Below are 18388 nucleotides of genomic sequence, written 5' to 3'. Positions count from 1 at the left end.
GCACCCTATGTGCGGGGTGATCAGCCAAGCAGCACGATTTCCGCCGCGTCGAACTCCACGCCGACTGCGTCCCCGACCTCGGGCGCCTCCCGCAGCGCACACGCCGCCTCCAGGCGCGGCGCCTCTTCCGGCTGGAGGTGCACGGCGACATGCGTGCCCTTGAACGTGCGCGCCGTGACCGTGCAGCGCAGCCCCGAGTCCGGGGACACGAGCCGCACCCCGGCCGGCCGTACGAGCAGCTTCCGGGTGCCCTGTGCGGCGTCCTCGCCCACGGGCAGCTTGCCCCAGGGGGTGTCCGCGGCCTCCCCCGCGACCGTGCCCTCGACCACGTTGTCGAACCCGAGGAAACGCGCCACGAACTCGTCCACCGGACGCTGCCACACCTCGAGCGGCGTACCGGTCTGGGCGATCCGCCCGTCCCGCATCACCACGACCCGGTCGGCGAGCGCGAAGGCCTCGCCCTGGTCGTGCGTCACGGCCAGCACGGTCGTGCCCAACCGGCCGAACAGCTCCCGGAGTTCGACCACGAGCCGCTCCCGCAGCGAGCGGTCGAGCTGACCCAGCGGCTCGTCCAGCATCAGCAACCGCGGCCTCGGCGCGAGCGCACGTGCCAGCGCCACCCGCTGCTGCTCGCCGCCGGACAGGGAGGCGACGGAGCGGCGGGCGGCGTCCGGAAGTCCGACCAGGTCGAGCAACTCCCGTACCCGCTCGGCCTGTTCGCCCTTCGAGGCGCCGTGCATCCGCGCCCCGAAGGCCACGTTGCCGCCGACGTCCCGCTGCGGGAACAGCTGATGGTCCTGGAACATCAGCCCGACCTCCCGCTTGTGCGCGGGCACCCCCGCCTGGTCCCGGCCGTCGAGCAACACCCGGCCCTCGTCCAGCGGCTGGAGCCCGGCCACCACCCGCAGCAACGTCGACTTGCCGCTGCCGCTCGGCCCCAGCACGCACACGATCTCGTGCTCGGCGACGTCGAGGCCGACCGCGTCCAGCACGACACGCCCGTCGAACCGTACCGTCGCGTCCGCAAGGCTCAGCAGCATCTAGAACTCCCCGGTCCGGTCGGTGCGCAGCCGCTCCAGCACCAGCAGCGCCACCGCGCACACGATCATCAGAATCGTCGAAAGGGCCATCGCCTGCCCGTAGTTGAGATCACCGGCCCGCCCAAGCAGCTTCGCCACGGCCACCGGCAGCGTCGGGTTGTCGGGCCGCGCGATGAACACGGTCGCCCCGAACTCGCCCAGCGACACCGCGAAGGCGAACCCGGCCGCGATCAGCAGCGCCCGCCGCACCATCGGCAGATCCACCTCACGCCAGACCCGCCAAGGCGACGCTCCCAGCACCGAAGCCGCCTCGCGCAGCCGCTGGTCCACGGCGCGCAGCACGGGCAGCATGGTCCGCACGACGAAGGGCACGCCGACCAGCGCCTGTGCGAGCGGGACGAGGATCCACGTACTTCTGAGGTCCAGCGGTGGCTCGTCCAGAGCGATCAGGAACCCGAAGCCGACCGTCACCGCGGACACCCCGAGCGGCAGCATCAGCAGCGCGTCGAAGCCCCGTACGAACCGGCCCGCGTCCCGTCGGGTCAGCGCGGCGGCGGCCAGACCGCCGATCAGCACGGCGATGGCGGTGGCGACGACGGCGTACTGCAGGGAATTGCCGATCGCCTCGATGGGCGGGACGAGGAAGACGCCGCCGTCGGGACTGGTCAGCGCCCGGAAGTAGCCGAAGTCCGGCGCGTCCAGGGACCGCTGCACGAGCACGGCCAGGGGCAGCACGAGGAGTACGGCGATGACGACCAGGACACCGGCCAGCAGCGACCACTGCCCCGCCCCGCGCGGCCGCCGCGCGGTCACCGACGCGTCCACCAGGCGCAGGGCGCTCTCCCGCCGCCGTACCGTCCAGGCGTGCACGGCGAGGATCGCGCCGACGGCGAGGAACTGGACGATCGTCAGGACGGCCGCCGTGGACAGGTCGAAGATCTCCGACGTCTGCCGGTAGATCTCGACTTCGAGCGTCGAGAAGGTCGGGCCGCCGAGGATCTGCACCACACCGAAGGAGGTGAAGGTGAACAGGAAGACCATCAGCGCGGCGGCGGCCACGGCGGGCCCGAGCGCCGGGAGGGTGACGGTCCGCCAGGCGGTGAGACGTGACGCGCCCAGCATCCGCGCGGCCTCCTCCTGCCGCGGGTCGAGCTGCGACCAGAGCCCGCCGACCGTCCGTACGACGACGGCGTAGTTGAAGAAGACATGCGCGAGCAGGATGGCCCACACGGTGGTGTCGAACCGTACGCCCCACAGCTCGTCGAGGAGTCCGCCACGGCCGACCAGCGCGAGGAACGCCGTACCGACGACGACCGTCGGCAGCACGAACGGGACCGTCACCACGGCTCGCAGGATCTGCTTGCCCGGGAAGTCGAGGCGGGCGAAGGCGTAGGCGCCCGGCAGCGCGATCAGCAGTGTCAGCGCGGTGGATGCGAGCGCCTGCCAGGTGGTGAACCACAGGACGTGCCGGATGTCGGACTGCCCGAGCACATCCAGGAGGCGCCCGAACTGCCAGACTCCGTCGACCTTCAGGCCGCGCGCGACGATGGCGGCGACGGGAAGGGCGAAGAAGACCGCGAAGAACGCGACGGGCACGGCGATGAGGCCGAACCGCACCGCCGCGCTCCGCGCGCGTCCCCTGCGGAAGGCGCCCTTGCGGGGGGCTACTTCAGTACGAGCGAGGTCCACGACTTGACCCAGTCGTCACGGTTGTCGGCGATCTTCGCCGGGTCCAGGGTCTCGGGATCCTTGGCCTGCGGTCCGTACTTCACGAACTCCGGCGGGACCTGGGCAGCCTCGCTCACCGGGTAGACGAACATGTTCAGCGGCATGTCGTCCTGGAACGTCTTGGTCAGCATGAAGTCGAGCAGCGCCTTGCCGCCCTCGGCGTTCTCGGCATTGCTGAGCAGACCCGCGTACTCGACCTGCCGGAAGCAGGTGCCGGTCGCGACACCCGTCGGCACGGTCGTCGGCTTCGGATCGGCATAGATCACCTCGGCGGGCGGCGAGGAGGCGTACGACACGACGAGCGGACGGTCGGCCTTGGCCTTCTTGCCGCCGGCGGAGCCGGAGAACTCCTCGTTGTAGGCCTGCTCCCAGCCGTCGACGACCTTGACGCCGTTGGCCTTCAGCTTCTTCCAGTAGTCCTGCCAGCCGTCGTCGCCGTACTTGGCGGCGGTGCCGAGGAGGAAGCCGAGGCCGGGCGAGGAGGCGGAGGCGTTCTCGGTGACGAGGAGGTTCTTGTACTCGGGCTTGATCAGGTCGTCGAAGGAGGTGGGCGGGTTCAGCTTGTGCTTGCTGAAGTACGCCTTGTCGTAGTTGACGCAGATGTCGCCGGTGTCGACGGGGGTGACTCGGTGCCGGTCCTGGTCGACCCGGTACTCGGGCATGACCAGGTCGGAGCCCTTCGCCTCGTACGACTGGAACAGCCCGTTGTCGAGCGCCCGCGAGAGCAGGGTGTTGTCGACGCCGAAGAAGACGTCGCCCTGCGGGTTGTCCTTGGTGAGGATGGCCTTGTTGACGGCCTGGCCGGCGTCGCCGTCCTCCAGGACCCTGACCTTGTAGCCGGACTGCTTCTCGAAGGCGGCGAGGACGCTCTTGGAGACGGCCCACGAGTCATGGCTGACGAGCGTGACGGTCTTGGACCCGCCGCTGCCGCTGTCGGCATCGGACGACCCGCACGCGGACAGCGCGGGCAGCGCGACGAGGCCCAGCCCGACGGCCAGGGCCGCGGACCTCACGGTGGACTTCTTGGTGATGCTCACAAATTCCTCCTGGGGTGACCAGGAAGAGACGCGGCCCTGCCCGGAACCTTGAGGAGGCTCCGGGCAGGGCGCAACAGCTCGAGTGGTGACCGATCTCCCTACCCAGAATGACCTGGGCCAGGTTCGGAGGGTCTGCGGCCGATGCCGCACTCTCAGCGCTGTGGCGCTCCCCTGTCGGAATATGAAGATGTATTTACGCCATAGGAAAATGTACCTACGGCGGTCAGACTACCGTTCGGTCGCGGCGAGCTGCCCACACGCCCCGTCGATCTCCTGACCACGGGTGTCCCGAATCGTCACGGGCACACCATGGGCGGCGATGGCTTCGACGAACGCCTTCTCGTCCTCGGGTCGCGAGGCGGTCCACTTCGACCCGGGAGTCGGGTTCAGCGGAATCAGGTTCACATGCACGGGCTTGCCCTTGAGCAGCCGCCCGAGCCGGTCACCTCGCCAGGCCTGGTCGTTGATGTCCCGGATGAGCGCGTACTCGATGGACAGCCGACGGCCCGACTTGGCGGAGTACTCGAATCCGGCGTCGAGCACCTCGCGCACCTTCCACCGCGTGTTCACGGGGACGAGGGTGTCGCGCAGCTCGTCGTCGGGCGCGTGCAACGAGATCGCGAGCCGGCACTTGAAGCCCTCGTCGGCGAACCGGTGGATGGCCGGGACGAGACCGACGGTCGAGACGGTGATCCCGCGCTGGGACAGCCCGAGCCCGTCCGGCTCCGGATCGGTCAGCCGCCGAATGGAGCCCACGACCCGGTTGTAGTTGGCGAGCGGCTCGCCCATCCCCATGAAGACGATGTTGGACAGCCGAGCGGGCCCACCGGGCACGTCCCCGTCCCGGAGCGCCCGCATCCCGTCCACGATCTGATGCACGATCTCGGCGGTCGACAGATTCCGGTCCAGCCCCGCCTGCCCCGTGGCACAGAACGGGCAGTTCATCCCGCACCCCGCCTGGGAGCTGATGCACATGGTCACCCGGTCCGGATACCGCATCAGCACCGACTCGACGAGCGTCCCGTCGAACAGCCGCCACAGCGTCTTGCGCGTGGTGCCCTGGTCGGTCGACAGATGCCGTACGACCGTCATCAGCTCCGGGAAAAGCTCCTCCCGCAGCTTGGCCCGCGACCCGGCCGGGATGTCGGTCCACTGCTCCGGCTCGTGCGCGTACCGCGCGAAGTAGTGCTGCGACAGCTGCTTGGCACGAAACGGCTTCTCGCCGATCGCAGCGACGACGTCCTTGCGCTCAGCAGGCGTGAGGTCGGCAAGGTGCCGCGGCGGCTTCTTGGCTCCGCGGGGGGCGACGAAAGTGAGTTCTCCGGGTGCAGGCATAACCCTTCCAGTGTGGCAGATCAACTCTGGGGGCCCAGGCCAGAGAGGGGTGGGGGTGGTCACCCTTGGGTGCCGACTGTCAGCGTTGGTCGGCCTCGGACGGCCCAGGGACGGCCCAGCACTGCCCCAGCGCTGAGGAGCTGCAGGCGCGCGCCGGTGGGCCGGTCCGATCGTTCTAGACCAGCACCACGCCGAGCTGTTGAGTGCCGCTGCCGTCCGCCGTTGTTGCCGTCAGCGTTGCCGTCTTTGGCGTCGGCGGAGCTGACGTGTGACCACCGCCTTAGGGGTTCGGTCCGCGCCCGCTCCGGCTGCCGCCGTCGACTGAGGCAATGGCCGGGAAGAGCCTCTGGTGTGTTCCCCAGTCCGGCGTTGTTGTTTCAGCCGCGGATGTCAGGGAGCGATCCATGTCCAGTAACAGCGCAACTTAAGGGCGTGCTACCGAAAGCTGAGGTTGCAGCGCTCACTGAGCATCGTCGTCAGAGTGGCCGCGCAGGTCGGCGAAGCGGCTGAAGGGGCCGACGGAGGTCCGAATGAGTTACGCCGCGACTGAGAACCGTCAGCCCGACGGATTGGCTGGAACCTGAACGGAGCAGTTACTCGTGCACCTTGCCTACTCGGGTTGCAGTTTTGTCTTATGGGCATTCAGCCATGGGTCACTGTGGAACCACCTGACTACCGCGGCCTTCGCAAGATCATCGTAGACAGCGAGACAGTCGGCAGCGCTTGGTCACTTCGCGAAATGAGAAAGATCCTCAGCCGCCTCGGCTACTCGGAAACGATAGATTTGGAAGATTCGTCATCAATACACTGGCACGGAGGTGACAGCAAGACGTGGCCCGACCACCCACGGAGAAGGCACGTAATAATTGTTCTCATGATCGCGGGAATGCTCGGATCTGTTATTTTGCACCTATTTATCGGCTGGCCGGATGCCTTCGAAGGACTGACTTTCGCACAACGGATTGTCGGCGCCCTGTTCATCCTGGCAGGCGCGGTGCAGGGTGCGGCGATATTTGCAATCTTCGACTATTGGGGTAGGCGTCAGTCGAAGCTATCTGGAGTGGTCGTCCTGATCGGAGCATTGATCGCACTAGGGACCAATAGTCTTCTCCTGTTCATGTGGCTCGAGGAGAGGGAGTTTATCGCCTATCTACTAGTATTTATTTCACTTTGGGTTTGGTCCCTTTGGGCCCTTTGTCTGCTTATCCGAGAAAAGCCTTGGGAGGGAGTTCGACACCCGAATAGGATTGCGGTTGGGGTGGTCGCCACTGCGATTCTTACGGCCGTCAGCCTGGCCTATTCGACCATGTATCAACCCACCGCCGCGCCAGTTCACCTCCTACTAAAGGCCGAATTTGGGAAGCCGCAAGAAAGCCCCGACCCTAAGTACGTACATATTCCTTTAAGGCTACACGTAAAAAACAGCGGAGGGATTGCCGTCTACGTCATCAACGATGATTACACCGTAGCGGGGTCATCAGTCAGATACGCCGATAGCGGCGAAGGGCTGAAGCGATGGAAAAACGAAACAGAGGAGAGTCCTGGTTACGTCGCAGAAGCCGAGCGATACATCCGCAATAACGAGGAGACAATAGTAAGCTCAGGGCACTTCTATGGACCCGGCGGCTGGTTTGAAGTCGGAGAAGAATACACAGAGGAGACTGTAATAAGAATACCTAAGGATTCTGCGTTCGATACACTGGAAGCCCGCCTGACGATCGTCATAATGAGAAAGGATCGAGGGAAAATTAATGAAGAATTCTCTATCCCTCGAATGTCATGGAAGAAATATGAGGGTTCTTACTACTGCCCTCCGGTCGAATGCAGAGAGTACGGGGAGTACGTTGCTTATCGCGGCCGCGTGCGACACAATAACAACCTGATAAATGTGACCCGCAGGCCAAGATACGTGACGGCCTTCTGGAATCCAGAATTCGGCAATAATGACTTTATTTCATCATTCAACCCCAAGAAAAAGACTCAGGTTGTATTCGATAAAGCCCTTACCGAAAAGGGAGCGGAAGAGGAAATGGAAAGAGAGTCGGCTAGATATGGTGCCGGGGTAGTTTTCACCTATTCCGAGATTCCCATCAAGGCATTGCTGAGTCGTTCTGGGGTTTGAGCTTGCAAGCGCGTCAAGCGCCGCTACGCGGCTCCGAGAGCACCAATTTGGAAGATCGCGTATGCGGATGTGCGGTGACCTGGCGAGACACTGACCTGCGCGTTTCCGAACTGGTGGCCGCGACTCCCCGCTGTTCCCCGTGTGGTGCCCCCTCAACGGGCACGCAGGGAGCACGTGTGGCTCTCTGCTCCGTTCTCTGCCTTCCGGCGCTCCGGCCAGTACGAGGCCAGGCCGGTCCCGGCGGTCAGATGAGCTGGATGAGCTGCGGGTCCGCCATTAGCACCACGCGGTCGGCCGTGGGATCGAACCCGAGCACCGGGTTTCCGTAGTCGCCTTCGGCCGTCATGACCACCGGCTTGCCCAGTCGACGGCCCACCACGGTCAGGAACCGACACAGGACATCCACTCCTTCCTGACCCTGCAGCTCGCGAAGGTCGACATCGAAGTCGATCTCCTCGGCAACCATCGGCCAGAAGATCGCCAGCACGCCCGGAACCGGCCAGACCCGCAGATCGACCGTCTCGGCATCGGCGGGCCGCGTCAGCACCTCCACCGCAGGAGGCAGCGCCCCGACGCCGCCCTCCGAGTACTCCCACGCCCAACCGCTCGACTGGACCAGATCGAACAGCGCCTGCCAGTCCTCCACCGAGGTGCCCGCCACGGAAACATCCGGCAGAGCACCCATCAAGTCAGGGTCGAGGAAGTTCCTGACGTCGTCCCACAGCAGATCCGGCATCTCGCCATGCTGCCCGCCTCGCCGCCCGAACGCAGCCCGAATTCCTTGACGAACTGCAAAGAGGCATCCCGTGCCCACCACTCGCCCCAGCTCCCATCCCGTCCGCCGTCGACCCACACACCGTGGAGCGGGCGTGGTTCAGGGCGTCCAGGTGGAGCGCGCCACTGTACGAACGACCTGGACGCCCTGGGCCGCGTCTGCTCGGCTCTGCCTGGGTCGACGGTGGACGGGATGGGAGCCACCCCAGACACGCCCCTACGGGCCCGCAGGCGGCGACGGTGCCCCCTCCATCCCGGTGCCGGCCGATCCCCGCCGGAGGCATCATCTTGTAGCCGCGGTTGACGTCCCAGCCTTCGCTCGCTGCACGCAGCGCGCCGCCGGGCGGGGCCGCCGCTGGCGAAGACAGGGCGGCGGCCCCGCCGTACAGGCGGCGCGCGCCCGCGCCGTGCGCGGGCCTTGATGAAGTAGGGAAAGTTCTACCGCGCGGATCTTGCGTCGCTCTGTCTTGTCTCGGTTGATGCTTGACGCAGTGGCCTCACCTGATGCTTGACACCGCTTGCCTCGGTTTGGCTGTGCGCGTCTGATCAGTGTGCGTGTGAGAGCTGGTGTAGTTACTCACCGAGAAGCTTGAGCTGGTACCTGTTGGTGAGTTCGGCGACCCACTCGTCGGAGAACCCGAGACCGTACTGCTCGCCTAGCTCGGCCCGGCGCTGGAGGAACTCGGCAGGATCAGAGGCCGTCTCGCTGACCGTGCCCAGCGCGTCGAAGAACCGCTCGAAGCCTGCGGGGGAGATGATTTCTAGGATCCTCGCCGGTTCCGGTCCAGCGTTCCAGAAGGTATGCAGGATCCCTCGCGGTTTGAGGATGTACGAGCCTGGACCTGCCGTGGCCTCCTCGTCGCCCACTCGTGCGCCGACCCTGCCCTCCAGGACGTACGAGAACTCGTCCTCGCGGCTGTGAACGTGTGGCGGTATGAGACGGCCCGGCTCGATGGGGTGCTCGACGATCGAAAACTGGTTGCCGGTCTCCTCGCCCCAGATCTTGAAGTCGACTCCTATGCCCGCGAGCCAGATCGACTTGCCCTCGTCTGGTTCGACTACGAAGCGGAGAGCCCCCATAACGGCCTCCCAGGTGTTGGTTTCGCCGTCTTCTGTAACTCTATGACCGATTCATAGGAGGCGCCCGGCAGGCTCACTCCGATCATCATGCCGCCCGCACCCCAGGCCGCCGAGCGGAACGAAAGCAGCACTGGTGGTTTCGTCGTCGCAGGCCAGCGATTTCCATCAACTGAGACTCGACAGATCTTGCGCCGCTCGATCGTCCCCTGTCGGCTCCTTGCCGGACTCGGCTAACGTTCAAGCCATGCCTTCTGCATTGGATACGCCCCAGGGTGCGGCGGAGCTCGCCGAGTCCCTGCTTCCTCAACTCGGGAACCGCTGGCTGCACACTCAGGCTGTGGCTGCTCGGGCGGAAGAAGCTTCCGCGGCCGTGTCCGAGGCTGACCGAGATCTACTTGTCGCCGCCGCATGGCTTCACGACATCGGCTATGCCCCCGAACTGCGGGACACAGGGTTCCACCCACTCGATGGCGCCCGCCACCTGGAATCGCTCAGTGCGCCGGCACGTCTCGTCCGGCTCGTCGCCCATCACTCCGGGGCGGTGTACGAAGCTGAGCAGCGAGGGCTGTCGGCAGAGCTTGCCGTCTACGACCGGGAAGACTCCCCGGTTCTGGACGCACTGATTTTCGCGGACATGACGACCGGCCCGGCCGGACAGTCCTTCGACTTCGATGTTCGGATCGATGAGATCCTCGTGCGCTACGAGCCTGGCAGCGAGGTACACAACGCGATCAGCAAGGCACGGCCGTACCTCAAGGAGGCAGTCGAGCGGACGCGTGCCCGGATGGCTGATCAGCCGATGTAGGGCCTGCTCCGATCGGACAAGCCGTGCTCGATTCGCATCCTCATGGACGGGTGGATGTTCAGGTCGTCCAACCTGCTCGGGTCGACGAAGGCCACTTCCTTGCTCTCGCTGCTCGTCCGGAGCTCACCACCGGTGATCCGCGCCGTGAAGCAGATCGAGAACTGTTGGCGGACTTCGCCGTCGTCGTAGGCCATGACGTGGCCGGGATTCGTGTAGAGGCCGACCAACCCGGTCACTTCGACGTCGAAGCCGGTCTCTTCCTTCGTCTCGCGAACTGCGGCATCCGCGACGGACTCGCCGACGTCGACGCCGCCTCCGGGCAGAGCCCACAGATCGTTGTCGGTCTTGTGGATGAGGAGGACGTCTCCGGCCTCGTTCCGTGCAACGGCGGTGACCGAGGGGACGATGCTGTTCGCCTTCGGAGCGTTCGGATCGTTGATGTAGTCGACGCGGGCCATGACTCCAGCCTCGCACGACTGGCAGACAGTTGAGCTAGGAGGCCCGACCCCGCTCCCAGGCGTAGTCAAAGCTCCGCATGTAGTGCCGGAAAGTGCGGGCTCCCGGGACGTACCGGAAGTGCAGGACGGGGTTCTGCCCCGCGGGCGCTCCGAGGACGTGCGGATTGACCAGCACGTCGTCATCGAACCGGTAGATCGAGTTGTACAGGATCGTGTCATGAAGCCTGATCTCGACGCCGGGCGTCTTGGCTGCCGGTTCGAGGTAGCGGCGGGTTATGCGAGCGCGAGCGGCCAAGTCGTCGCCGATGCCCTCCTCTTCGCCTCGCTGGCGGATCATCTCCGAATCGGGGTCTCCCAGGAGGACCCGGACCTGTGTGCCGGCCGTTGCCTTCTCAGCGAGTTGGTGCGGGAGGTCGGGGTGACTGTCGAAGAGGAAGAGTCCTGCGTAGACGAGGATTTCGACCTGGTCTGTCGCCTGGTCAATCAGTGAGGACCACAGCGCAGCAGGCACAGCGCCTCGGTGCGGGTAGTACGTGACCAGCTCGGATGTGCTCGCCTTCTCGGCCTGCTTCTCCACGGACGGCCAGACGTAGACCTCGTCGACGCCCAGGAAGCTCGCGGCCTTCCAACGGTGGCCACGGTGCGGCGTGCGATTCGTGGTGATCCACCGCTCCACGCTCTTCGGGTCCACGCCGACGTGGTCGGCAACGGACTGGACGGTCTCGCCCTTCGCCGAAATGGCTGCGCGCAGACGCTCGTTCGCCATGAAGTGGCCTCCCAATGGGACGTAGGGACGTTTTGACGATAGCTCAGACGTCCCTAAACGTCCACGGGGGCCGTGATACGTCCAGCACCTCTCAGGGTCTTCTTGTTCTACCGGCAGACGCCGGGCAACTTCCCTGAAGAACAGGACGACAGACGATGCGTCAGATTCCCGTCGACACCACCAACGCGACCGTGATGGTCGCCAAGCCCCCGCAGCCCAAGGTCAAGGACCGCCGTACCGGTGAGATCGCTCTCGACAAGGACGGTGTCACGCTGATGACAGTGGAGGTCATGTTCTCGACGCCCGACGAGGTGGAGATCCTCAAGCTCACCGTCCCGCAGCCGGGCGTCTCGGAGGAGCTGACCATGGGTACCCCGGTCGCGCTGACGGGCCTGGTCGCCTCGGCGTGGGAGAACGAGTTCAACGGGCAGAAGCGGCACGGGATCGCGTTTCGCGCGGTGGCCGTGACGTCGCTGGCCGGTGCTGCTTCGCAGGCTGAGGCTGCCTGATCATGACGTGGTTGATGGTCGCTCTGGTGCTGCTCGTCGCTGCCGCAGTGATCCCGCGGTGGCGGCGCCCCGCCTGGTACTGGCTGACCTTCGGGGTCACCCTCGCCACGCTGCGGGTCCTGGTCCGCTACGCCTCCGTCATGGATGCCTGCGGCCTTACAGTCCCGCCCTCCCGCTGGCGCCTGGCCTTAGCCCGGCTCACCAACCGGCCCGTCCCGCAGTCCCGTCCGCCGCGCATCCTGCGCATCCGCCCGACTCGCACCGGTCTGGTTCTGCGGCTGGGCCTGCGTCCCGGGCAGGACGCTTTCGACGTCGCGGCGGCCTCGGACCGGCTGCGCCACTCCTTCAGCCTGTATGGCGTCACCTCGCGTGAACTGCGTTCAGGCGTCGTGGAGGTGCGCATGACGGGCTATGACGTCCTCAAGCGGGTGCAGATGCCTGCCAGGACCGACAACGGTCTGATGCGGGTCCCGGTCGCCCTGCGTGAGGACGGTGCTGTCCACTACCGCGACTACCGGGCGGTTCCGCACGGGCTGACTCTAGGCGCCACGGAGTCGGGCAAGTCCGTCTACCAGCGCAACCTGGTCGCCGGCCTGGCCCCGATGGACGTCGCGCTGGTGGGCATCGACTGCAAGCAGGGAGTGGAACTCTTCCCGCTGGCACGCCGGTTCTCCGCGCTCGCCGACAACCCCGACACCGCCCTCGACCTCCTGGAAGCCCTCGTCTCCCACATGGCGGACGTCTACCACCTCATCCGCGCCCAGCAGCGCATCAGTGTCGCGATACCGGATGCGGAGATCGCCGCCGACATCTGGGACCTGCCCGCCGAACTGCGCCCGGTTCCAGTCGTGGTCCTGGTCGACGAGGTCGCCGAACTCGCCCTGTTCGCCACCAAGGACGAGGAGAAGCGACGGGACCGCATCATCACCGCCCTGGTCCGCCTCGCCCAGCTCGGCCGCGCCGCCGGCATCTACCTGGAGATCTGCGGGCAACGCTTCGGCGCCGAACTCGGCAAAAGCATCACCATGCTCCGCTCCCAGCTCACCGGCCGCACCGCCCACCGCGTCAACGACGAAACCTCCGCCAACATGGCCTTCGCCGACATCTCACCGGATGCCGTCCTGGCGGCCGTCCAGATCCCCACCGACATGCGCGGCGTCGCCATCGCCGGGGACTCCTCCGGAGGATGGGCCCGCATCCGCGCCCCGCACACCTCGCTGCGCGAGGCCGTGAACATCTGCAACAAGCACGCGCACCGCGTCCCGGACCTGCCCGCCCTGGCAGCCTTCCGCCCCGCGGTCACCCCGCCGCTCCCGGCCTGGGCGCCGCTGTCGAAGACAGCCCCCGCCACCGCCTGACCCTCCCGCTCCACCGGTCGGCGCGACCCCCTCGCGCCAGGTCCCTACCCCCGCCATGCCCCATCACCGGAAGGAGCCGTGATGGCCCGCACCGCCCTCCGCGTCGACGCCGTACTCATCCAGGCCGTCATCGCCGGGGCACTGTCCTTCGCCCACCTGCACGACCTCGCCGCCGCTGCCGGACAAGACGGTTGGAAGGCCTGGGCCTACCCGGTCTCGGTTGACCTGCTCCTGGTCGCCTCCTGGCGGCGGCTGCGCTCCGATGGTCCGTCCCAGCTGGCCTGGTGCTGGTTCGTGATCGCGCTGGTGGCCTCCCTCGGCGCCAATGTCGCCACCGCCGGACTCCTGGACCTCCAGCAGGTTCCGGCCTGGCTGCGGATCCTCGTCGCCGCCTGGCCTGCTCTGGCCTTCATGGGCGGCACCCTCCTTGCCCACTCCCCCACCGACCACCCGGCACCGGAAGTGCCGGCCGCTGCGCCCGACCCCAAACCGGCCGCCGCAGCTGAGCCGGACACCATCCCGGCCGGAGTGACCGAGTCTGAGGAAGCCCCCGCGCTTCCGGCCGCCGAACCCGCCCCGGCTGTGCCCGTTGCTCCGGCTCCGCCGGTCCCGGCTGCTCTGGTCGACCACGCCCGCAAGGTCGCCGACGACCACCAGGCCCGCACCGGCTCCCCGATCGACACCGACACCCTGCGCGCCCGCCTCGGCGTCCCGCCGCAGCTGGCCGACACCATCGCCGCCCAACTCGCCTGACCCGAAAGGACACGACCTCGATGCCTGCCCGCGACTACTTCCACTCCGTCATGCGGATCGGCCCCGTGCAGATCGGCACCCACCGCGACCGCAACGGCCGCACCCAGCACGCCGCCGTGTGCACCAACGACCGCTGCGGCTGGTCCGCCGACTACTCCAGCCAGAGCGCCGCCCAGCTCGCCGCCCGCACCCACCGCTGCACCGTCCGCTAGGAGGCCACCGCCATGGACGTCCCCCTCTGGTTCGCCCTTGCCGCCGTCGGCTACCTCGGCATCAAGCTCATCCGCCCGCCCCTCTGGCTGGTCCTGGTGCTCCTCCTCGGCGGCTACCTCATCGCCGACAGCCTCCTCGCCCCGGTCATCGACACCGCCATCAAGTAACCGCCCGTGAAAGGAGACCCACCATGATCCGCCCCAAGGTCCCGACCATGCCGCAGCCGACCGGCCTGATCACCCCGCCCGCTGTCGTCGAGCCCACCGCCGTCATCCAGCAGCCGCCCTCTGCCCCGGTGGCCGCGCCGGTCGCCCCGGCTCCGGCATCTGCCCGGTCCACCGTCCAGCTCACCCCCGGCGCTGTCGTCGCCCTGGTCGGTGGCGGCACGGCCGTGGTCCTGGTCGTCGGCGCCGTCCTGGTCTCGATGCTCCTCGCGGTCGCCGTCACCGGCGTCTCGGTCGCCATCTGCGCCCTGGTCATCCGCTCGCTCATCAACACCGAGGCCAAACAGCGCTGACCGGCCCCCGGGCGGCCTCAACCGCCAAGTCTCCGCCGCCCGGGCGCCGTCCCTGTCCGATCCACTGAACCGGAAGGAACCCCCAGCATGACGCACCGCACCACACCGCCGCCTCGCATCTGCCCCGACTGCGACGGACACGCCTCCGCCGCCATCACCCTCGGCGGTCGCGACCGGCACGGCCACCTGCGGACCATCACCGCACACTGCCCGGCCTGCCACGGCACCGGCACCCGCCCTCTCCGCATGCGGGAGGGCGCCCGTGCCTGACCAGCTGCTCGACCCGACCACCCTCGGCGACCTGCTGAGGGTGGCCTCGGCCGACGACTACGACCGCTGGCACGAACAGATCCGCCGCACCGGAGGCTGCGCCGACCCCATCCACCTCACCGGCTGGACCCTCACCAAGGACAAGACCACCGGCGAGACCCTGCACCACTACTCCACCGACAGCGAGCCAGGCGGACGCCTCCGCCTCGCCTGCGGCAACCGCCGCGCCTCCCGCTGCCCCTCCTGCGCCTACACCTACGCCGGAGACACCTACCACCTCATCCGCGCAGGCCTCGCCGGAGACGACCACCGCGACATCCCCGCCACCGTCCGCGAACACCCCCGCGTCTTCGCCACCCTCACCGCCCCCTCCTTCGGCCCCGTCCACAACCGGCCCGACTCCGGCACCTGCCGCTGCGGCACCCACCACCCCGCCGACGACCCCGCACTCGGCACCGCCCTGAACCCCGACACCTACGACTACGCAGGTGCCGTCCTCTTCAACAACCACGCCGGACAGCTCTGGCAGCGCTTCACCAACCGCCTGCGCCGCGAGCTTGCCGCCCGCGCCGGCATGTCCCAGCGGGAGCTGAAGGAAGCCGCACGACTGTCATACGGCAAGGTGGCGGAGTTCCAGAAGCGCGGCGCCCTGCACTTCCATGCGGTGATCCGGATCGACGGCCCCGACGGCCCGGACACCCCACCCCCAGCCTGGGCAACCGTCGAACTGCTCACCGACTCGATCCACGCCGCCGCCGTGCACTCGTACACCTCGGTCTCGGTCCCGGCCGTCGAGGACCAGCCCGCCCGCACCTTCCGCTGGGGCACACAACTCGACGTCCGCCCCGTCAAGGCATTCGGTGACGGCTCAGACATCACCGAACAGGCCGTCGCTTCCTACGTCGCCAAGTACGCCACCAAGGCCGCCGAGAACACCGGCACCCTCGACCGCCGCATCGGCGAACTCTCCGAACTCGACCGCCACCAAGTCCCCGACCACACCCGCCGCCTCATCGAGGCGTGCAAGCTGCTCGATCCGCTCTACCCGGATCGCCGCCTCTGGGCCTGGGCCCACATGCTCGGCTTCCGGGGCCACTTCTCCTCCAAGTCCCGCCGCTACTCCACCACCCTCGGCGAACTCCGCCAGGCCCGCGCCGACTTCCGCGCCGCGCAGGAACGCCAAGCCCTCGGCCTGGACGAAGTCGAGCCGGACACCGTCCTCGTCCTGGCCGACTGGCAGTACGCCGGGCACGGCCACACCCCCGGCGAATCCGCCCTCGCCGCCACCATCGCCCGCGACCTCCAGCACAACCGCGAAACCGCCCGCGAAGCCCTTCGCGACCAGCCCGCCGAGGAAAGGGAGTGGTGACATGACCACCGAGCTGCCATGCCGCTTCCTGACCCCCGACGACCTGGTGGACATGTTCGAACTGCCCAGCGTCGAAACCGTCTACCAATGGCGCCGCAAGCGCACCGGCCCCCGCGGCTTCCGCGTCGGCCGGCACCTGCGCTTCGACCCCAACGACGTACGGGCCTGGGTGGACTCCCAGATCGGGGAGGCTGCCTGATGGCCGGACACATCCAAGACCGCTGGTACAAGACCGAGTCAGGTCCGGACGGCAAGCCTGTGAAGGTCAAGACCGACCGCTTCGGCAACGGGCTCCGCTACCGGGCCCGGTACGTCGGGCCGGACGGCACCGAGAAGAGCCGATCCTTCCCGGACCGTCAGAAGCGCCGGGCGGAAGAGTGGTTGGCCGAGACAGCTGCCGACATGGCCCGTGGCCAGTACGTCGATCCCAGGGCTGCCCGGACCACCTTCCAGCAGTACGCGGAACGCTGGATCGCCGGGCAGACGACCGACTTGAACACTCGCATCGGAGCGGAAACCCGTCTTCGGCTGCACGCCTTCCCTCGTATCGGTGCGCGTCCGCTCGGGTCCTTCCGTCCGGTCCACATCCGTGAGTTCGTTCGCGACCTGGAGAACGACTCCATAGGCGGCACCTACGCCCGCAACATCTACGCCAACGTCCGCGCGGTGCTGTCTGCCGCCGTGGATGACGGCCACCTCGCCCGGAACCCGTGCTCGGCTGCGTCCGTCCGCCCACCCGCCGCCTCGACCTCCCGGGTCGTGCCCTGGCTCCCGTCCCAGGTGCGGGCAGTCCGTGACGCCCTGCCTGAGCGCTACCGAGCCATGGTCGACGTAGGCAGCGGTTGCGGTCTCCGACAGGGCGAGATCATCGGCCTGGCCGAGGACACCGCGCAGCTCGACAGTGACACTCTTCAGGTCACCACTCAGGTCAAGCTGGTCCGGGGCGTCGCGGTCTTCGCTCCGCCCAAGGGCAACAAGGAGCGGGACGTACCGCTGCCGTCCTCGGTGGCCTCGGCCTTGCGCCGGCACATCGAGACTCACCCGCCTGTGGCGATCAAGCTGCCGTGGATCAGGCCGGACGGCCCGCTGACCGAACGGCATCTGATCTTCACCAACACGGCCGACGGGATCGTCTGGCGGAGCAACTTCAACGTCCACGAGTGGAAGCGCGCCCTCGCGGCAGCCGGTCTCATCCCGACGCCGGAATCCGGCGAGCCGTACGCCTCCGCCCGGCAACACGGGATGCACGCGCTTCGCCACTTCTACGCCTCGGTCCTCCTGGACGCGGGCGAGAGCATCAAGGCCGTGAGCGAGTACCTCGGACACTCTGACCCGGCGATGACGCTGCGGGTGTACGCCCACCTGATGCCCAGCAGCAGCGAGCGAGCCCGCCGGGCCCTGGATGGCGTCTTCGACACGGCCCAGGAGCCCTGACGGCCCGGAGACGGCCCAGCGGGCATAAGGCGGCCCCCTACTGGCGACAACATCGCTGGTAGGGGGCTTCTTCGTGCCCGGAGCACATCAGTTCTCCGGGTGCAGGCATAACTCTCCCAGTGTCGCAGATCAACCGAGTGCCGATTCGTCCGCTCCATGTTCACGTCAACGACTCGGGATCAGAGCGCAGGGGAGCTCGACACACTCACGTGGCTACCACCGGAGCCGCAGCGTTCGGCAAGCAGGCGCTTGCGATGGCCTCTGCGGCGGAAGGCGGTGACGAGGACGATGGCGGCGCCGATGCTGATTCCGAGCATCGGGAGAAGGATGGCCAGTACGAGCCAGCCTCCAAATGTGACAAGGCCTCCGATGTCCCCGATGGCGTACCGGGACGGCCCTTGGGATGTGCAGGTGACCTGGTAGTCGCCCGCCCGCGGCACGGCGATGGTGTAGAGCGGGTTCCAGGTCTCGTCGCGAGTGAGGAACACGTCGATTGCCGGATCGGTGAGACGGGGGTCGCCCGGACCGGTGATGCCGCACGCCTGGTCAGATGACGGGCCTCGCTCCTTGATCCAGATCGCCTTCTCGTTTTCCGGATCGAGCCGCAGAGTGACGGTGTCGCCGTTGGCGAACTGGTTGACCGTGTCCACCGCGTCAATCGCGCTTTTGAACCGGTACACACCGATGGCCACACCCAGCACGATCAGCACGACGGTGATCGCGGCCGCCGTTGCATACCAGTGACGGCCGGGCCGGAGTTCGTTCGCCGGTATCTGCGGCGACGGCAAGGGCTGCATCGACACACCCTAGATCACCGGCG

General features: G+C 67.3%; 21 protein-coding genes and 1 riboswitch. Of the genes, 12 read left to right on the top strand and 9 right to left on the bottom strand.

The features are described from left to right. Positions 1-20 precede the first annotated feature (20 nt). The 4 genes from AB5J55_RS30535 to rlmN form a co-directional block, all read right to left on the bottom strand. The gene (locus tag AB5J55_RS30535) at positions 21-1040 is read right to left on the bottom strand and encodes an ABC transporter ATP-binding protein (protein WP_369273699.1); all 1020 of its coding nucleotides are present in this window, start codon (positions 1038-1040) and stop codon (positions 21-23) included. Then, complete coding sequence (locus AB5J55_RS30530) at positions 1041-2729, bottom strand: ABC transporter permease (protein WP_369273698.1); 1689 nt, start codon at positions 2727-2729, stop codon at positions 1041-1043. Further along, complete coding sequence (locus AB5J55_RS30525) at positions 2705-3805, bottom strand: thiamine ABC transporter substrate binding subunit (RefSeq protein WP_369273697.1); 1101 nt, start codon at positions 3803-3805, stop codon at positions 2705-2707. The genes AB5J55_RS30530 and AB5J55_RS30525 overlap by 25 nt, the downstream gene beginning before the upstream one ends. 77 nt (positions 3806-3882) lie before the next feature. Then, a riboswitch (TPP riboswitch) is annotated at positions 3883-3988 on the bottom strand. Positions 3989-4033: 45 nt separating this feature from the next. Continuing rightward, on the bottom strand, positions 4034-5140 hold the full coding sequence (gene rlmN, locus AB5J55_RS30520; RefSeq protein ID WP_369273696.1) for a 23S rRNA (adenine(2503)-C(2))-methyltransferase RlmN: 1107 nt from the start codon (positions 5138-5140) through the stop codon (positions 4034-4036). A gap of 634 nt (positions 5141-5774) precedes the next feature. Between rlmN and AB5J55_RS30515 the strand changes: the two genes are divergently transcribed. Continuing rightward, positions 5775-7262: a hypothetical protein gene (locus AB5J55_RS30515; RefSeq protein ID WP_369273695.1), complete on the top strand. Its 1488-nt coding sequence runs from the start codon at positions 5775-5777 to the stop codon at positions 7260-7262. A gap of 244 nt (positions 7263-7506) precedes the next feature. On the opposite strand, the gene AB5J55_RS30510 is transcribed toward AB5J55_RS30515, so the two are convergent. Both AB5J55_RS30510 and AB5J55_RS30505 read right to left on the bottom strand, forming a co-directional pair. Continuing rightward, positions 7507-7998, bottom strand: coding sequence for a hypothetical protein (locus AB5J55_RS30510; RefSeq protein ID WP_369273694.1), 492 nt, complete (start codon positions 7996-7998; stop codon positions 7507-7509). A 611-nt stretch (positions 7999-8609) separates the two neighbouring features. Beyond that, complete coding sequence (locus AB5J55_RS30505; protein WP_369273693.1) at positions 8610-9116, bottom strand: cupin domain-containing protein; 507 nt, start codon at positions 9114-9116, stop codon at positions 8610-8612. A 244-nt stretch (positions 9117-9360) separates the two neighbouring features. Between AB5J55_RS30505 and AB5J55_RS30500 the strand changes: the two genes are divergently transcribed. Further along, on the top strand, positions 9361-9921 hold the full coding sequence (locus tag AB5J55_RS30500; protein ID WP_369273692.1) for an HDIG domain-containing metalloprotein: 561 nt from the start codon (positions 9361-9363) through the stop codon (positions 9919-9921). Here the strand turns inward: AB5J55_RS30500 and AB5J55_RS30495 are convergent. Together AB5J55_RS30495 and AB5J55_RS30490 are read right to left on the bottom strand one after the other, a co-directional pair. Beyond that, complete coding sequence (locus AB5J55_RS30495) at positions 9909-10379, bottom strand: NUDIX hydrolase (RefSeq protein WP_369273691.1); 471 nt, start codon at positions 10377-10379, stop codon at positions 9909-9911. The genes AB5J55_RS30500 and AB5J55_RS30495 overlap by 13 nt on opposite strands. A gap of 34 nt (positions 10380-10413) precedes the next feature. After that, positions 10414-11145 carry an XRE family transcriptional regulator gene (locus AB5J55_RS30490; RefSeq protein WP_369273690.1) on the bottom strand — a complete coding sequence of 244 codons (732 nt, stop codon included), beginning with the start codon at positions 11143-11145 and terminating at the stop codon, positions 10414-10416. A gap of 155 nt (positions 11146-11300) precedes the next feature. Here AB5J55_RS30490 and AB5J55_RS30485 point away from each other — a divergent pair, with 155 nt between their 5' ends. From AB5J55_RS30485 to AB5J55_RS30440, 10 genes are all read left to right on the top strand, one after another. Beyond that, the gene (locus tag AB5J55_RS30485) at positions 11301-11654 is read left to right on the top strand and encodes a hypothetical protein (protein WP_369273689.1); all 354 of its coding nucleotides are present in this window, start codon (positions 11301-11303) and stop codon (positions 11652-11654) included. A gap of 2 nt (positions 11655-11656) precedes the next feature. Continuing rightward, positions 11657-13012, top strand: coding sequence for an FtsK/SpoIIIE domain-containing protein (locus tag AB5J55_RS30480; protein ID WP_369273688.1), 1356 nt, complete (start codon positions 11657-11659; stop codon positions 13010-13012). Positions 13013-13093: 81 nt separating this feature from the next. Beyond that, positions 13094-13765, top strand: a complete 672-nt coding sequence (locus tag AB5J55_RS30475; RefSeq protein ID WP_369273687.1) for a DUF2637 domain-containing protein — start codon at positions 13094-13096, stop codon at positions 13763-13765. Between the two features lie 20 nt (positions 13766-13785). Continuing rightward, positions 13786-13977, top strand: coding sequence for a mobile element transfer protein (locus AB5J55_RS30470; RefSeq protein ID WP_093746057.1), 192 nt, complete (start codon positions 13786-13788; stop codon positions 13975-13977). 12 nt (positions 13978-13989) lie between these two features. Then, positions 13990-14145 (top strand): hypothetical protein, encoded by a 156-nt coding sequence (locus AB5J55_RS30465; protein ID WP_093746058.1) that lies wholly within the window; start codon positions 13990-13992, stop codon positions 14143-14145. Positions 14146-14168: 23 nt separating this feature from the next. Then, entirely contained in the window at positions 14169-14495 is a 327-nt protein-coding gene (locus AB5J55_RS30460; protein WP_369273686.1) for a SpdD-like protein, read from the top strand. Between the two features lie 87 nt (positions 14496-14582). Beyond that, a complete protein-coding gene (locus AB5J55_RS30455) occupies positions 14583-14765 on the top strand; it encodes a hypothetical protein (RefSeq protein ID WP_369273685.1) in 183 nt (60 codons plus the stop codon). Beyond that, the gene (gene repSA / locus AB5J55_RS30450; protein WP_369273684.1) at positions 14758-16134 is read left to right on the top strand and encodes a replication initiator protein RepSA; all 1377 of its coding nucleotides are present in this window, start codon (positions 14758-14760) and stop codon (positions 16132-16134) included. The genes AB5J55_RS30455 and repSA overlap by 8 nt, the downstream gene beginning before the upstream one ends. A gap of 1 nt (position 16135) precedes the next feature. Then, on the top strand, positions 16136-16333 hold the full coding sequence (locus AB5J55_RS30445) for a helix-turn-helix transcriptional regulator (protein ID WP_369273683.1): 198 nt from the start codon (positions 16136-16138) through the stop codon (positions 16331-16333). Continuing rightward, positions 16333-17568 carry a tyrosine-type recombinase/integrase gene (locus tag AB5J55_RS30440; protein WP_369273682.1) on the top strand — a complete coding sequence of 412 codons (1236 nt, stop codon included), beginning with the start codon at positions 16333-16335 and terminating at the stop codon, positions 17566-17568. Before AB5J55_RS30445 ends, AB5J55_RS30440 begins: the two co-directional genes overlap by 1 nt. A 179-nt stretch (positions 17569-17747) precedes the next feature. Here AB5J55_RS30440 and AB5J55_RS30435 read toward each other — a convergent pair whose 3' ends face one another. Next, on the bottom strand, positions 17748-18365 hold the full coding sequence (locus tag AB5J55_RS30435; protein WP_369273681.1) for a hypothetical protein: 618 nt from the start codon (positions 18363-18365) through the stop codon (positions 17748-17750). Positions 18366-18388 lie beyond the last annotated feature (23 nt).

The organism is Streptomyces sp. R11 (assembly GCF_041051905.1).
Lineage (GTDB): Bacteria > Actinomycetota > Actinomycetes > Streptomycetales > Streptomycetaceae > Streptomyces.
The sequence above is the reverse complement of the archived record's forward strand: the minus strand, read 5'-3'. Positions and strand labels throughout refer to the sequence as shown.